Genomic DNA, 15,020 nt, shown 5'->3' with positions numbered 1-15,020 from the left:
TAAAGTCAAATTGTAATGATTAAACCGGCTGGAAGAGGCGGTCCAGATGGCCGGAGATAATAGACATCATCTGTGCTTGGCTGAGCTGCTCCGGGTAGACGGTATGATGCAGGACCAAACCGTCCACAAGCGCATGGAGCCTGCCCGCCTCGTACTCAACATCGATGCTTTCCCTGATCAGCTTGCCGGTAATCAGAGAATCGATCATTTGGCGAAAAGCGGCACGAAGCTCGTCATGAACCTCATGACTCAATGCCCGGATTGCAGGATCAGAGATCGCTTTCCCCGCAAAAACCAGCCAAACCTCGGATTCACAGCGCCGTTCTTCATCAAGAGGTACCAGCTCGGCAATGATCATTTCCATATCAAGCCGCGGATTCCCGCTGAACGGCAGATTTTTAATGCGATGGTTTGCGCGCTGTGAAACAAGCCTCATGGCAAAAGCCAGAAGCTCATCCTGGGTAACAAAATAATGCCGCAGGGATCCAAAGGAAATACCTGTTTCCTCCGCAATCCGGCGGACGGTTGCACCATCTAGGCCATCCCGGCGTATGACCCGCCAAGCGGCTTCGGCAATTTGTTCTTTTCGCTGCTGGTGATTCACAATTTTAGGCATAATTTATTATAACACGGTTGTATTATAAAACAAACGCGGTATAATTTATATCATACAGTTGTATTAAGAAGAAACAGATGAAGTCTATATATGTATAAAAAAGGAGAATCAAGATGATCACTGTCGTTATCATTGGCTGCGAAATTGCATTCTGGATATTTGTGCTGGCCGGACTGGTATGCCGATACATCCTGAAAGCGAAGAGAACAGGCGCCATACTGCTGTATTGTACCCCTGTCATTGATCTCATACTCCTTATTGCTGCCGTCACCGATTTGCGGGGAGGCGCAGAAGCCAGCGCTGCTCACGGTCTGGCTGCCATCTACATCGGCGTCTCCCTGATCTATGGCCACGGGATGATAAAGTGGGCGGATATCCGCTTTGCCCATCGTTTTGCCAATGGTCCGGCTCCAGTCAAGAGAGTCAAGCATGGAAAGGAGCATGCCAGGAATGAGCGGAAAGGCTGGTTTCAGCACGCGCTTGCCTGGGGAATCGGCTGCGCGATCCTATATGGAATGATTGTGATGGTGAACGCAGGAGACCGGACAGCGGGACTTATGCAGATAATTCGGATATGGTCGCTCGTGCTTGCTATAGACTTTGTGATCAGCTTCAGCTACACGTTGTGGCCAAAGGCCAGGAAGGATACTGCCTCTTAATTCACCGATCGGATTGATTGGCGGGCAGTGCAGCTTATGAGCCTGGCTTCAATTATGAGGCGAAAGATACCTTGAATTAGCGGGGCAGCTGATGTGGAAGCAGCCTGAAAGCCGCGGTTTTACTGGGCTTTTAAGAAGATACTGCTTTTTTGTAATCCCGGGAAATACTAAATATTATCAAGTATTACTATTCGCTAAAGATGATTTTTTCAACCAATTGAAATGGAAAAATCTTGCTTATCGATCGGAAACATTCGTCACCCGGGATCATTTTCTCTGCCCTCTGCAATGAGGACGGGAGCATCAACGCCAAACGGAGGGATGTCTGTCAGCTGGCTGTTTATGGCTCAATTAGGTTCGGTTAACCCTTCTTAATCGGATCATAAGGGATGTATATGTCATCAGCACCGGGATGCTGATGACAGCTCCGAGTGCAATCAGGACTCTCAGCGTTTTTGCCAGAGCCACAGCAGCCTCGTCAATGGATGGAACAAACAGAAGCAGCGCTAGCAGGACGAGCGTCAGGACAGGCGCCAGCAGCAAGGGTCTCATCATCTTGACAGAGCTATTGTACTTCTCGTAATGGGTGTCGTTATCCGTGTAAATTGGCGCGGTTCCCTTCCTGGCGGAAAAGATGTGGATTCGCTCGCTTGAGCAGACCTTGTGCCAGCCACCAGCTTCGAATAGTTCCACGTAATCAGTCATATCGCGTTCATTCACCTGGTTGTAATCCACGCAGTAGGTTAACTGCTGCGGCTCGCTTCGCCGCAGGCGGTATCCAAGGAAAGCAAAGGATTCGAGAATCCATCCCTTGGCCGCCAGGCGGCTCAGTCTGTCCATGTCTCTTTCCTCGGTGAAGGCAAGTCCCCCGGAAGCCATATATTTGTATCGTTTACTCATAACCTGATTCCTCCTTCGAAGAATGTAAAGCTTGCAATCCATGCTGCGCCATGCGAGAGCGGCGCTCAATCTCCTCCGCGACAATTCGCCTGCCTTTCTCCGTAATCATGTAAGTTTTGCGCCTATCGTTATCCTCTTCCTCTGACAGCACGATATATTGGCTTCCCAGCAGCTTCTTGATCAAGGTATAGGCCGTAGCAGGCCCGATAATGACTTCTTTATCCGTCAATTGCTCGATGTAGCTCATAATGCCATATCCATGTCTGGGAGCGAGCACGGACAGCAGAATATAATAGGCGGCATCCGTTAACTGCTCATTATCCAGAGAGTTGCTTCGGGACAAATAAATACCACCCTTCCACTTTTTATATCCATAATGGATATATCTATTACGGACATAATAACAAGCCGTTTTGCGGCTGTCAAGCTCCCTTGTGAAAAATGGGCAGCGAAAGCGCGAAAACAGCGATGCAGAGGACGGCGAAGCCGTTTCTTCTGAGGATAAAAAGCAAAAGCCGGGCACCGCTCACTATGGAGGGGGAACCCGGCCTTTATTTTAAAATATCAGAAAGTATAAAATATGGCCTTACCTTTTCTGATATTTCTGAGGGACGAAACTAACTTGCCCGCCAAAGGACGGCGAAGCCATTTCTACTCTAACTGCGTTGCCAGAGGTTTTGCGGCGCCTAACCCTCGATCAGGACAGGGGGACCCTTACCGAGAAATTGTCGAGGATCTGGACCTTCTGGCGCTCAATCGTACCCATATAATAGATTCCGTCAGCATCAAGCGGCGGGTAGGCCATCACATAGGAATAATCGGAATCCGCGGTTCGGATGCGCTTCGGATAACCGTCCACAAGGCGCTCGCCCGCTTCCGTTTCCAGCCAAAAGGATGATTGCTGCATGAACGGATCGCTGCCTTCAACTTGGTAATGAATCAGGGTTTGATCGGTCTGAAAGTCGATTTCCGTTACCGTCAATGTTCCTGCATCGCCCTGGGAGAGGGTCACGGGGACTTTTCCGTTCCATCTGGCCCTCACAATGACCGGCTCAACCGGCTCCTGCAATTTGACATATGGCTGTACGATTACATAAACCGGCTTGACCTTCAAGGGTTCGAACAAGTAGGAAAATTCGCCCGCTCCGCTCTCCAGGAGATTCCCTGAGCCTGATAGATCCGGGATAATCAGACCGCGGTCATCCATCAGCCGGAAGCCTTGAATGACAGAGCCTGCCGGAAACACTCCTTTATAACTTAATTCGATCTGTGTCGCGGAAGCGCCAAGCAGCACCTTGTGGACCGTGACACTTTCATTTCCAGCATGGGCAGCGGCCTGAGTCAGGTATACGCCTCCCACGCTTTTCTGGTTCACCGGAACCGTCAGCTCCCATCTGCCGGAGGTTCTGCTTGCCTTGCTGCCATCCTCCCGGCCATACAGGTTTCTGATAACCAGCTTCAGGTCGAAGCTGTCCGCTAGTGGGGACGAATCCGTGCCCGTGCCCGGATCCGGCAGGATGCTCATCACGCCGATATATGTCCGGTCGGTCAGCCATTGTCCCTTTGTCTTATATCCGGCATCCAGCCGGACGCCCTGAACCGAGAAAACCGTGTCCTGAGGCGATTCCGGATGCTTCCGGCCATCCTCCGTATCGATACGGTAGCCAATGACAATGCGCGAACCGTCATAGAAAGTGTCCTGAACGGAGAAGGTGATTCCCTGATCAACCGCTTTGACCGTTTCCGGCAGGCGGCTTGCAGTCTTCCCGGCGGCAAGCTTGACTCCGCTATCTCCCGCAAGCTCCAGAATCGAGCCCGGCAGCATGGATCCCAGCAAGGGCACCTTATGCATCGCTTGGGCAAAGACTGGACTTGCAAAGGCGGCGAGGATGGCGAGGATGTAAGTGGCACATAGCAGGCAGGCGGTCAGAACAACCCTCCTGACTCTCCCTTGAAAGCGGGAAACCATGGGTCGCCGCAAACGATGCTGTGGAAGCTGCCTGATCCGGTTCATAATGCGCGCCTCTGCGGCAGCATGCTGGCCGGGAATGGCCATATTGGTCAATCTGGCCTTGAGTTCCTCATCGGATATTGAGATAGGGCTCAAGCTCGTCCGCCTCCTCTTTAAGCAAATACGCCTTCATTTTTTTCCTTGCCCGCTCGAACAATTTTCTCGCTCCCGGCGTCTTCATATGGAGAAGGGCTGCAATCTCCTCATAATCCCGGTCCTCTATCAGCCGGAGAACCACGACAGCCCGCTCTTTGGGCGGCAATTGGAGCATGGCTCCTCGCAGCAGATGATCGGCATAGGTTTGGGCATAGCCATCCGGTTCGGCGCGGCTTGTACTGTTCTGCAGCCGGGCCAGCAAGCGTCCAAGTATTTTCTTCTGCTTCAGCCGCGTCATGCAGCAATGGTAGGCAATCCTGTACAGCCATGAGGCAAAGGATGAAAGGGGCCGATACTGCCCGATGTTCTCGAACGCTTTCACGAAAATATCCTGCACGGCATCCTCCGCCTCCTGCGCATGTCCGAGCATATGATAACAGTAGACATAGATTCTTCTCTGATATTCCCGGACGATCCCGGCAAAAGCCTCCGTATCGCCTTGCTTGACGCGGGCAATGATATCCTGAGTCTCCAGCCTCATCCCTCCCTCTTGTCTTTCCTGTTTTACCACGTATAACAATAGAATGGGATAAAATGTGACAGATCCGCCAAAATATTTGACGGAGTACCCGCTCACGGATAGTTCTGGCGGCCAGAAGAAAAAGGCCTCCTGTCAACATGCACAGGAAGCCTGGTAATCAATGTTATTTTTTGCGCCAGGGGAAATGTATAAGAAGGCAGAACAGTGCTGGCTTCCGTTACATATACGGGCCAGGGGCCGTGATCCTAAATCTTCTGGCATCCAAATTGTTGGGCCAATAGAATAGCGAGGCCAGAGTCCATTTTGCGTCATGGACTGCGCTGCAACTACAGCTGGTCAACGACCAGCTGGCTGTCATAAATTAATCTCCGCCTCATCCACTTTCCGTTGGCCGGAGGTTATGGCGGGAGCGTCTTCAATGACCGGCGCCGCTTCGCCTGCCTGCAGCATCCGTCTGATCAGTGTTTCACGTAGATGGTCCGACACCGCGCGGTGCGAATCGAAGCCGGCCAGATTCGTAAGCTCATAGGGATCGGCATACAGATCATATAAAAATTGCTCGATGTACCGGTCAGCGGATGCCGCAGGTGGCGCGGCGGTATCCGAGGCTGTTACGCCGTACTTCCAGCGCTGCGTCCGAACTGCCCGGCCCGTCTGGGATTCGCTGATCTGCACGAATACTTCGCCGGGCCAATCGCTGCGCCCGCCATTCAGCAGCGGCATGATCGATCCGCCCTGCATATGCCCGGGAACCGGAATACCGGCAGCCGCAAGCAGCGTCGGGGTAAAATCGACCAGACTGACCAGCTCCCTGATCTGGCCGCCTCCGGTAAACCGGCCGCCGTAGAGCGCGGCGGGAACGCGGATAGAGCTTTCGTGGCAGGAGCGCTTATATTCGGAGTTGCGCGTTTTGAAATGCGAGCCGTGGTCGGAAGTAAACAGAATGATGGTGTTCTCCGTCAAATGCAGGCTTCGAAGCGCGTCCCGGATCCGGCCCAAGGCCTCATCCAGGCGCTTCACCATGCCGTAATAGCCGCCAAGCTGCTGATGCGCCGTTCCTCCGAGCGCGGCCAGGTCAGGCGGAATCCATCTGCCGGTATAGGCATCGCGGTACACATCCGGAGCGGGATAATCGTCCCGGCGGTTCTGATGGTGGGGCTCCAGATAGGACAGGAACAGAAAAAACGGCTTGTCCTTGCGCTTGTCGATAAAGCGCACCGCCGCATCCGTTAGCGCGTCGACGCGGTATCCCGGCAGGCTGACAGGCTGCTCATCGTTGTCATAAAGCAAAGTCTCGTACGCATCCGACGTATGCTCCAGCGCGTCCGCGGCCAGCCAGTAGTTGTAGCCGCCGCGCAGATGCTCCGGCACCGGCTTGTCGCGGGTGACGGCCAGATGCCACTTGCCGATATAGCCGGTGTCGTACCCGGCTTCGTTGAAATAATGGGCGAGCGTCGGCAGGTCCTGACGCAGCGGTATCCCATTGCGGTAGCAGCCGGTCTCGGTGGCATACAGCCCGGTCTGCAGGCTGGAACGGGCCGGCGCGCATACCGGCTGGCATGTGAAGGCATGCTCCAGATGCGTTCCGGAACGGGCCATCTGGTCGAAATTCGGCGTCAGCCCCAGCGGATTGCCGTGCACGCCTGTCGTGTCCCAGCGCTGCTGGTCGGTAAAAAACACAATCACATTCGGCTGCTCTGCCGCTTCTTTTCCGGTTCTGCGGGCAGCAGCGTCCTTTTCCATTTCCGCCACTACGATTCCTCCTAAAAGTTATTGCATGATTAACCTTAAGCATTCCGGCCCTGCTGGATGCCCAGGCGACCACTCACTTCGAAAGCGATACTTAAGATAAATCATGTTCAACCCTTCAATCCCGTTGTGGAAATTCCTTCGATAAAATACTTTTGCGCCAGAAAAAAAACGAGCACACAGGGCAGAATGGCCACGACGGACATAGCCATCACCTGATTCCAATGAACCGCCCCTTCATTGTCAAGCGTCATGCGCAGCCCGAGGGAAACGGGGAACTTCGACACGCTGTTGATATAGATCAGGGCGTTAAAAAACTCGTTCCATGTCCATATAAACTGGAAGAGCGCAGCGGTAATCAGAGCCGGCAAGGTCAGGGGCACGAGCACCTTGGTCAGAATACCCAGCGAGCCGCACCCGTCCATTACCGCGGCCTCGTCCAGATCCCGGGGAATGCCGCGCAGGAACTGGATCAGCAGAAAGATAAAAAAGGCGTGTACGGCCAGCAGAGCGGGAACGTAGAACGGCAGATACGTGTTGAGCCAGCCGAAGCGGCGGAACAAAATATACCGCGGGACGAGGACGACCGCATCAGGCAGCATCAGCGTCGAGATCATCAGGGCGAACAGGAGCCGCTTCAGCGGAAAGCGGAAACGGGCAAATCCGTACGCCACAAGTATGCTGGACAGCACGGTCAGCACTACTACCGGAATGACCAGAATCAGCGTATTGCGGAAAAAAACGCCAAAATTATTCGCGCCGATCCCCATCCAGCCCTTGCTGTAAGAATCCCATACAAAAGATGACGGCACAAGGCCGATCGAGGAAAATACTTCGGCGTTCGGCTTGAACGATGCCGACACAAGCCAGATCAAGGGATAGACAAACAAAATGCCGAATACCGACAGCAGCAGAACGACTGTCGTATTTCGCCGCAGCGTCACAACCGCCCACCCCCGTCCTCATAATACGTCCAGCGGCCCGAAAGCTTCATCAGGACGTAGGTAACCGTCAGAATAATAAGGAACAAAATCCACGACAAAGCGGAAGCGTACCCCATTTTGAAATAGTGAAAGGCGTTATCATACAGCATCAGTCCGTACAGGTATGTCGATTTCACGGGTCCCCCGCCCGTTATGACGAATGCGGCGGTAAACTGCTGGAAGGCGCCGATCGTCTGCATCACGAGGTTGAACAAAATAACGGGTGTAAGCAAAGGCAGCGTGATATGAAAAAACATGCCAACCCTCGATGAGCCGTCTACTTTTGCCGCCTCGTACAGCTCCTTCGGAACCTGCTTCAGGCCGGCCAGAAAAATAATCATGGATGAGCCGAATTCCCAGACCGGCAGCAGCGCGATCGTAAATAAGGCAAGCTTCGGATCGCCAAGCCAATTGACAGGGGGAATGGAAGCCGCCGCAAGCGCATGATTGACCAGTCCGTCACGCATGAACAGAAACTTCCATAACACGGACACGGCGATGCTGCCGCCCAGAATGGATGGCAGATAATAGATTGTCCGGAACCAGGCGATTCCCCGTACCGGCAAATTCAGCACAAGCGCCACCAGCAGGGCGAATATCAGCTTCGCCGGAACGGCCATCGCCACATAGATGGCCGTGGCCTTCAATGATTTGAAGAAATCGGGATCTTTGGTGAAGATCCCGATGTAGTTTTGCAAGCCCACCCACTCAGGGGGACGGATCATGCTGTAATCCGTGAACGAATAAAACAGCGACGCGCCAAACGGATAAAGCGTCAATACGAGGAAGCCGATCAGCCAGGGACTTATATAGACCAGTCCGATATATTTCTTCATCGTCTCTATTTAATATCCTTCAGTTTTTCCGTCATTCTGTCCATCAGCTCCTGGGCCGCCTGCTCCGGCGTTATCCCGCCGAACCCGACCTGCTGCAGATAGTCCGTCGCCAGATCCGACAGCTCCTGATTGCCGCTGATGCCGTTCACGGGATCCCCTGGCTTGGCCAGCGCCAGCTTGACTGCTTTGGCGACCGTCGGGTCAATTTTGTTGTTCTGGACCAGCAGCTCCGAATTGCTCTCCACCGGCGGTACGCTGTAGACGTCGCCCAGAATAAGCGCGGCTTCGGGATCGGTCAGCAGCCAGCTCGCGAATTTGGCGGCTTCCTCCGGATGCTTGGAGGCTTTATTGATGGCCAGCGGATTGCTCGGATTGACGAGCACAGCCGAAGTCTTCGCATTCGCGGGAATCGGGTATGTCGTGACGTCGATATTCGGAATGACCGATTTCAAGGCGACCAGCGTGGAGGCGAGGCCGAAGCTGAGGCCAATATTGCCTTTTTGCCATGCGGTATTCTGCGTGATATCCGGATATAGACTGCTCTCTGCCAGAGGCTCAAGCACGCCGTCGTCCAGCAGCTTTTTGTAATACGTCAGCGCGTCGGTCAGCACAGCCTGATCAAAGCCAAGCGTCTTGTCGTCCTGAATCCACTGCTTGTTTGTTTGCTGCCGGACGTAAGGCTGCAGAAATCCGCGGACATCCAACGATGCCAGCAGATAGGCGTCCGGATCCTGCTGGTGAACCTTCCTGCCGATTTCGTCAATTTTCGCCCAATCCCAGTTCGTGTCCTCGGGGATGCCGAATTTCTTGAAGAAATCCTTGTTGTAGGCGATTACCATGCCGTTGACGCCCATCGGCAGGCCTACGAGCTTCTGATCAAACACCGTATACTTATTCAGAAAATCGGGATCAAACGCATCCAGATTGATGTTTTGCTTCTGCGAATAAAGATCAAGCACCAGATTGCCCTTAACGGCGATATCATCGATCCAGTCAACCGATAGCGGCGTCAGATCAGGCGCGGTACCGCCCGAGAGCTGAGTCACAAGCTTCTGGTAATAACCGTCAAATCCGCTGTATTCCGGCTCAATCGTAATGTTCGGATTCTTCTTCGTATACGCGTCGATGGCTGCCAGCAGCGCTTTATGCCGGTCCTCCGAGCCCCACCAGGCAAATCTCAGCGTCACCTTTTCGTTAGACTGTCCCGCGTCATCCGCCTGTGTTGCATTGCCCGTCTGGGCCGGATTGTCGGCAGCGTTTGTCCCGTTTTCGTTTGCTCCCGTGCTGCAGCCCGAAAGCGCGGTCGTCAACAATAATATGAAGCTTATAAGACTTATGAGTTTAATCGGATTTCTCATTGCAGGTTTCCTCCCCTTTGTCTGTTCATGCCTATATTCAAATATAAGCGGAATACTCGGAAATAAAAAGATGTGCTTCTTGGTATTTGGTATCACTCGCGGGCCATTTGCGGTTGAAAGGTATCCTGAACCGGGATCGCACCGGCTGCGGAGAGTTTTTCCCGTTCCCGCAGGCGATAAGCGGAGGCAAACGCCGCCGGATGCAATTTTTCTGTACAAGATCCGAAAAGTCCGCTATCCTTTTTAATATATCCGATAGGATTACTCTTATTTAAAGAGGCTTGTATTCTGCAGGAGATGAGCGATAATGTACAAACTTGTATTGGTGGACGATGAGGTCGAAATCCGCAGCGGATTGGCGCAATATTTTCCCTGGAATCAACTCGGGTTTACGATTGCGGGGACGTTCGGGAATGGACGCGAGGCGCTCGATTATATTTTGGGGCATCCCGTGGATGTTCTGCTGTGCGACATTGCCATGCCGGTGATGGACGGACTTGAGCTTGCCAGAACACTTCATGAGAGCGGCCGCCGCATCCGCATCGTGCTGCTCAGCGCCCACAAGGAATTCGAATATGCCAGGAAGGCCCTGGCTTATGATGTGAGGAGTTATATTGTCAAGCCTACCGGCTTCGAGGAGCTGTACGGCGAGTTTTCGAAAATCCGGTCAGAGCTGGATGAAGCAGCAGCGGCACAGCCGCATGACGGCGGACTGTCTGATTCAGACAATGGCGCTTCCTTCCACGAGAAAGTGATCGAAACGATAAAGCGATATGTGGAGCAGCATTATGCCGAAGCGTCCCTGGATGAGGCGGCGCGGCTCGTGAGAATGAATCCGGACTATGTCAGCAAGTTTTTCAAAACGAGGACGGGCCGGAATTTCTCGGATTATATCGTGGAGGTCAGGATGAACAAAGCGGCCGAGCTGCTGCGGGACATCCGCTACAAAACGTTTGAAATCAGCGAAATGGTCGGCTACAGCTATCCCAAAAATTTCACCCGCACCTTCAGAAAATATTTCGGCATGAGCCCCCGGGAATACCGTAATGGCCGGGAACAAGAAAGAAGCCCCGAATGAGGACCCGGTTTTTTATTAAAAATCTGCTGCTGTTCCTGTTTCCCCTCCTGATCCCGGTCATCATTCTGGGCACATTGTCGATTGTCGTCACCAAGCAGTATATTCAGGGCGAAATCAATAAAAACAATCTGGTCTTGTTCAATCAGATCGACCGCAATATGGAGCTTATCGTGGACGAAATGAATTCGCTGAACGTCAGTCTGGGCAACTCGGAGGTCGTCTTCAGACTGGGAGAGATCATGCGCACCCAGACCCTGACGCTGGAAAATCTGCGGCTGATGAAGACGATGCTCAACTACATCAACGGCCCCTCCAACGCGAAGCCGTATATGGAGTCGATCTATGTCTATGTCAACAATCCCTATCGCCAGTTCCTGGCAAGCGGCGAGGGGCTGGTCCGGCTGCAGGGATTCAATGATCCCTCATGGATGGACAGCTTTGCCGCGCATCCGGATCGGACGGCCATATGGACGGAATCCAGGAGGATCAGGCGTTATTCGTTCGAAGCGCCGGTCGCCGTCACGACCTTGTATCAGAATCTGGTGTCGAATGTGCAGAATCGTCCGAGCGGCGTTATCGTGCTCAACATTGATACCGGTTATATTGAAAAGCTGCTTGCCGACATGACGACTTATCCTGACCAGCAAATTTTTGTTATGGACGAAAGCGGCAGCCCTGTCTTTCAGACGCATACACAGACCGGTTCCCCGATTCCGGATATCGGCCGGATTCCTTATTCGGACCACTCCGCCAACTGGAAGACGGGAGGGACGACATATCTGGTCTCCCAGTTTAAGGCAAAGTCCGGCTGGACCTACATCTCGGTGACGCCGAGGCTGTCGCTCAACCGGATTCCGTTCCAGCTTAGCGCGCTCACTGTGTTTTTCGTCCTGCTGTCCTTTGTATTGGGACTTGCCCTGACCTGGCTGCTGACGCAGCGCAGCGTCAGGCATATCCGCCGCATTATCGAGCTTATAAAGCATGCGGAGGCTGGAGCGCCGCTGCCCGAAACCGATTCCGTTCGCAAGACGGACGAGTACGGCTATATCGCGCAGAGGATTATCAAAAATTTTATCGAGCGTCATTACCTGAGTGCTCAGCTCTCGGAAAAAAAATATAAGCTCCGGACGGCCGAGCTGCTGGCGCTGCAGGCCCAGATCAATCCCCATTTCCTGTTCAACACGCTGGAAACGATCTATTGGAAGGTGCTGGGTCTGACGGGCAAGCCGAACGAGGCCAACCGGATGCTGGAGAATCTGTCGGCACTGCTCAAATATTCGCTGGACACGCCCAATGAGATCGTGCCGCTGGCGCAGGAAATCGAGTCCGCCAAAACCTATATCCGAATCCAGCAGATCAGGTACAAGGACCGGTTTGAAGCCATCTGGCAGTATGATATCGAGGAGCTTCAGGATGCCGGCATAGCCAGATTGCTGCTGCAGCCCCTCATCGAGAACTGCATGAGCCATGGGCTCCGGGAGCAGGAGGTCAAGCTGCGGATTAAAATCAAGCTGGCGCGCCTGCCCGGCCATATCCGCATTGCCGTGATCGATGACGGGCCAGGAATGGATGCTGCGCTTTTGCAGGAGGTGCGAAGCCGTCTCGAATCGGAGGAAGAGGTATACCGTCATATCGGACTGGTCAACACCGACAAACGGATCAAGCTGACGTACCAATCCGCTGAGGGTCTGACGATTCGCAGCAAACGACGCTGGGGAACCGTCATTACGATGGCTGTTCCGCTGCAGCGGCCGGATGGAGGCGGGGAGGCTGAATGAAGCGTTCCCCGTTTATCCTCGGCTTTCCGGAAGGCAGGAGCTTGCGAGGCGCCGCCTGAGCATAACCTGACGATGAACCTTTATGAAGGTCAGCGGGATGGCCAAACCTCCCCGCTTCTTGGGGTATCGTGGCGGAAATCGGAATATTTGCGTTCCAGGATTTCACGCCCAAGCTGCTCGGCGGCAGACACGGGGGAGTTCGGGTCGCGCGTTACCTCGCCGCGGCTGTTGCCAAAGCCGCGGACAACACCTGCAAATTCAGAGCGGGTATAACGGGAAAACTCTTGAAGCTGATGAATGATGCCGAGCGACGCACCCGGATACGTTTCCTCGGAGGCAAGAACGAGACCGATCCGCTTGCGGGTCATTCCCTCGGCGACCTGGACGGATTCCGGGTGCGAGGCTGCATAGTAGCAGAATGTACGATCGAAAAAGGATTTCATCTGGCCGGACAAGCCGTACCAATAGATGGGCGAGCAGAAAATCACGGCCTGCGCGGGAAGGAACCCGTCGATGAACAGAGAGCGGAAGCTGTCGTTAATGGAGCATTCGCCGCTTGGAAGACGGCAGGTCCGGCAGTCGCGGAGAAAGCTGGAGATATAGTCGTCAACGAAGCGGAGCTGAACCTGCGTACCCCCTTCCTCCGCACCGCGTTGAACGGCGGCGGCAAGTGCCGCTGAATTCCCGTCGCGCCGCGGGCTGCCGACAAGAATAAGCAGTTTTGGTGATTCGGTCAATGTATTCATTTCTTTTTCCCCTTTGCTCTTCGATTCGCCTATCCGTATGGCTGATTTCATTGTAATCAAGGATTTGCATATCGTATAATGATTGATATTCATATTCCTATCATTATTTTTGATATCAAATCGGAGGATCTGCTCATGGAATTGACTGATCTTAACGTTTTTAACATAACCGCTGAGGAGGGCAGCATATCCCGCGCGGCTGAGCGGCTGCAGTACGTGCAGTCCAATGTCACGGCGCGGATTCGCAAATTGGAGTCTGAGCTCGGGGTAGCGCTGTTTCACCGGCATTCCAAGGGCGTTGTTCTTACGGAGAAAGGAGTCCTGTTTCGGGAGTATGCCCACAGGATTCTGAGCCTGTCCCAGGAAGCGGTAAATGTCGTTCAGGAGACATCTTATCCAAGCGGCCCGCTGGCTATTGGAGTTGTGGAGACCGTAACCTGCGGCAACTTCATGAATGCCCTGTCTGACTTTCAAACCAGCTTTCCCGATGTCTCGCTGTCGTTATCGACCGGGAACCCTACGGAGCTGCTTGCAAAAGTGGTGAACCACCAGCTGGATGGAGCGTTCATTACCGGTGAAATAAAGTCATCCAGGCTGGTATTCGAATACAGCATGCAGGATGAAATCAAGCTGCTTACCAAGCATACGCTGGAGGGCGATCCGGATTTATCGGGCATGAAATGGGCGGTTTCTCCAAGGGGCTGCCCCTTTCGGGCGATTTTGGAAGAGTGGCTGTACAGAGAAGGGATTCCACTTGTGAATATGATCGAGATCGGTTCGCTAGAAACGCTGCTGAGCTGCGTGCGGTCCGGGCTTGCTTCCACGCTGCTGCCGGAAGCCGTCTTGGCGGGAGAGTATGCGGTTCTGCGCAGCAGCCCCATTCCGGAGGATTTCCGGTATATCCAAACGAGTCTGGTCCGCCGCAATGACCGGTATTCCAGTAAAGCCTTTGCCGCCTTCGTGGAGCTCATTAAAGAAAATGGCTTGTAATCCTGCCCCACGCCCGATCGCCGGAAGGTATCCCTATTGCTTGACTGACTGCAGCTGTCAGTGAAGGCTCTGTATAGTTAGCGGTGTAAGGAAATTGGAACCGGAGGGATCGGATATGTTTACAAAAATCGATGAGTTCGTGCAGGAATTCGAAATGGAGTCTGCTGTCACCATGCGGGTTCTGGATTCGCTTACCGATGAATCGCTGACACAAGCCGTTTCGGCAAATCAGCGTACTTTAGGCCAGATTGCCTGGCATCTCGTAGGCTCCATTTACTACATGACCTATCTTGGATTATCCTTTGACGAGCCTTTGAAGGATAATGGCGCGCCTGCCTCGGCGGCAGAGATTGCCGGTGAATACCGCCGTATCGGACAAGCCATGCTGCGCGCGGTGAGAAGCCAATGGACCGACGAATCCCTTGGTCAGGTTGTTAACATTGGAGGCGAGGATTGGCAGAACGGCGCTTCTTTACGGTATACGCTGCGGCATGAGATTCACCATCGCGGCCAAATGACGGTCCTGATGCGTCAAGCCGGTTTGCGCGTTCCCGATGTGCTGGGCCCGACTCGCGATGACTGGATCGATAAAGGAATGGAGCCTTATGCCTGATGGAACAAGAGCGCCCCTCGCGAGGCGCTCTTTCCTTTTCATTACCAGTACGACAACTCTCCGAAA

15 protein-coding genes are annotated in these 15,020 nt (G+C 53.5%); 5 read left to right on the top strand and 10 right to left on the bottom strand.

What is annotated here, in order from left to right; all coding sequences use genetic code 11:
• Positions 1-19 precede the first annotated feature (19 nt).
• Positions 20-616, bottom strand: coding sequence for a TetR/AcrR family transcriptional regulator (locus ACFOLF_RS17125; protein WP_210046208.1), 597 nt, complete (start codon positions 614-616; stop codon positions 20-22).
• Positions 617-729: 113 nt separating this feature from the next.
• Here ACFOLF_RS17125 and ACFOLF_RS17120 point away from each other — a divergent pair, with 113 nt between their 5' ends.
• The gene (locus ACFOLF_RS17120) at positions 730-1,275 is read left to right on the top strand and encodes a hypothetical protein (protein ID WP_210046207.1); all 546 of its coding nucleotides are present in this window, start codon (positions 730-732) and stop codon (positions 1,273-1,275) included.
• A 351-nt stretch (positions 1,276-1,626) separates the two neighbouring features.
• Here the strand turns inward: ACFOLF_RS17120 and ACFOLF_RS17115 are convergent, their stop codons facing one another.
• The 8 genes from ACFOLF_RS17115 to ACFOLF_RS17080 all read right to left on the bottom strand — a co-directional run bounded on the left by ACFOLF_RS17115 (position 1,627) and on the right by ACFOLF_RS17080 (position 9,749).
• Positions 1,627-2,175 carry a DUF2812 domain-containing protein gene (locus ACFOLF_RS17115; protein ID WP_210046206.1) on the bottom strand — a complete coding sequence of 183 codons (549 nt, stop codon included), beginning with the start codon at positions 2,173-2,175 and terminating at the stop codon, positions 1,627-1,629.
• Positions 2,168-2,518: a PadR family transcriptional regulator gene (locus ACFOLF_RS17110; RefSeq protein ID WP_210046205.1), complete on the bottom strand. Its 351-nt coding sequence runs from the start codon at positions 2,516-2,518 to the stop codon at positions 2,168-2,170. The genes ACFOLF_RS17115 and ACFOLF_RS17110 overlap by 8 nt, the downstream gene beginning before the upstream one ends.
• Before the next feature lie 354 nt (positions 2,519-2,872).
• Positions 2,873-4,282, bottom strand: a complete 1,410-nt coding sequence (locus tag ACFOLF_RS17105; RefSeq protein WP_210046204.1) for a DUF4179 domain-containing protein — start codon at positions 4,280-4,282, stop codon at positions 2,873-2,875.
• Positions 4,257-4,823: an RNA polymerase sigma factor gene (locus ACFOLF_RS17100; RefSeq protein WP_210046203.1), complete on the bottom strand. Its 567-nt coding sequence runs from the start codon at positions 4,821-4,823 to the stop codon at positions 4,257-4,259. The genes ACFOLF_RS17105 and ACFOLF_RS17100 overlap by 26 nt, the downstream gene beginning before the upstream one ends.
• A gap of 354 nt (positions 4,824-5,177) precedes the next feature.
• On the bottom strand, positions 5,178-6,566 hold the full coding sequence (locus tag ACFOLF_RS17095; RefSeq protein WP_210046214.1) for a sulfatase-like hydrolase/transferase: 1,389 nt from the start codon (positions 6,564-6,566) through the stop codon (positions 5,178-5,180).
• 116 nt (positions 6,567-6,682) lie between these two features.
• Positions 6,683-7,516, bottom strand: a complete 834-nt coding sequence (locus ACFOLF_RS17090) for a carbohydrate ABC transporter permease (protein WP_210046202.1) — start codon at positions 7,514-7,516, stop codon at positions 6,683-6,685.
• Positions 7,513-8,391: a carbohydrate ABC transporter permease gene (locus ACFOLF_RS17085; protein WP_210046201.1), complete on the bottom strand. Its 879-nt coding sequence runs from the start codon at positions 8,389-8,391 to the stop codon at positions 7,513-7,515. Before ACFOLF_RS17085 ends, ACFOLF_RS17090 begins: the two co-directional genes overlap by 4 nt.
• 5 nt (positions 8,392-8,396) lie before the next feature.
• On the bottom strand, positions 8,397-9,749 hold the full coding sequence (locus ACFOLF_RS17080; RefSeq protein ID WP_210046200.1) for an ABC transporter substrate-binding protein: 1,353 nt from the start codon (positions 9,747-9,749) through the stop codon (positions 8,397-8,399).
• A gap of 307 nt (positions 9,750-10,056) precedes the next feature.
• On the opposite strand from ACFOLF_RS17080, the gene ACFOLF_RS17075 reads away from it, so the two are divergent.
• The gene (locus ACFOLF_RS17075) at positions 10,057-10,827 is read left to right on the top strand and encodes a response regulator transcription factor (protein ID WP_210046199.1); all 771 of its coding nucleotides are present in this window, start codon (positions 10,057-10,059) and stop codon (positions 10,825-10,827) included.
• Positions 10,824-12,605: a cache domain-containing sensor histidine kinase gene (locus ACFOLF_RS17070; protein ID WP_210046198.1), complete on the top strand. Its 1,782-nt coding sequence runs from the start codon at positions 10,824-10,826 to the stop codon at positions 12,603-12,605. The genes ACFOLF_RS17075 and ACFOLF_RS17070 overlap by 4 nt, the downstream gene beginning before the upstream one ends.
• Before the next feature lie 89 nt (positions 12,606-12,694).
• On the opposite strand, the gene ACFOLF_RS17065 is transcribed toward ACFOLF_RS17070, so the two are convergent.
• Positions 12,695-13,351, bottom strand: coding sequence for a flavodoxin family protein (locus tag ACFOLF_RS17065; RefSeq protein WP_210046197.1), 657 nt, complete (start codon positions 13,349-13,351; stop codon positions 12,695-12,697).
• A 135-nt stretch (positions 13,352-13,486) separates the two neighbouring features.
• Here ACFOLF_RS17065 and ACFOLF_RS17060 point away from each other — a divergent pair, with 135 nt between their 5' ends.
• The gene (locus ACFOLF_RS17060) at positions 13,487-14,341 is read left to right on the top strand and encodes a LysR family transcriptional regulator (RefSeq protein ID WP_210046196.1); all 855 of its coding nucleotides are present in this window, start codon (positions 13,487-13,489) and stop codon (positions 14,339-14,341) included.
• A gap of 115 nt (positions 14,342-14,456) precedes the next feature.
• Positions 14,457-14,954: a DinB family protein gene (locus ACFOLF_RS17055; protein WP_210046195.1), complete on the top strand. Its 498-nt coding sequence runs from the start codon at positions 14,457-14,459 to the stop codon at positions 14,952-14,954.
• Positions 14,955-15,020: the final 66 nt, after the last annotated feature.

The organism is Paenibacillus sepulcri, assembly GCF_042647105.1.
Lineage (GTDB): Bacteria > Bacillota > Bacilli > Paenibacillales > Paenibacillaceae > Paenibacillus_Z > Paenibacillus_Z sepulcri.
The sequence above is the reverse complement of the archived record's forward strand: the minus strand, read 5'-3'. Positions and strand labels throughout refer to the sequence as shown.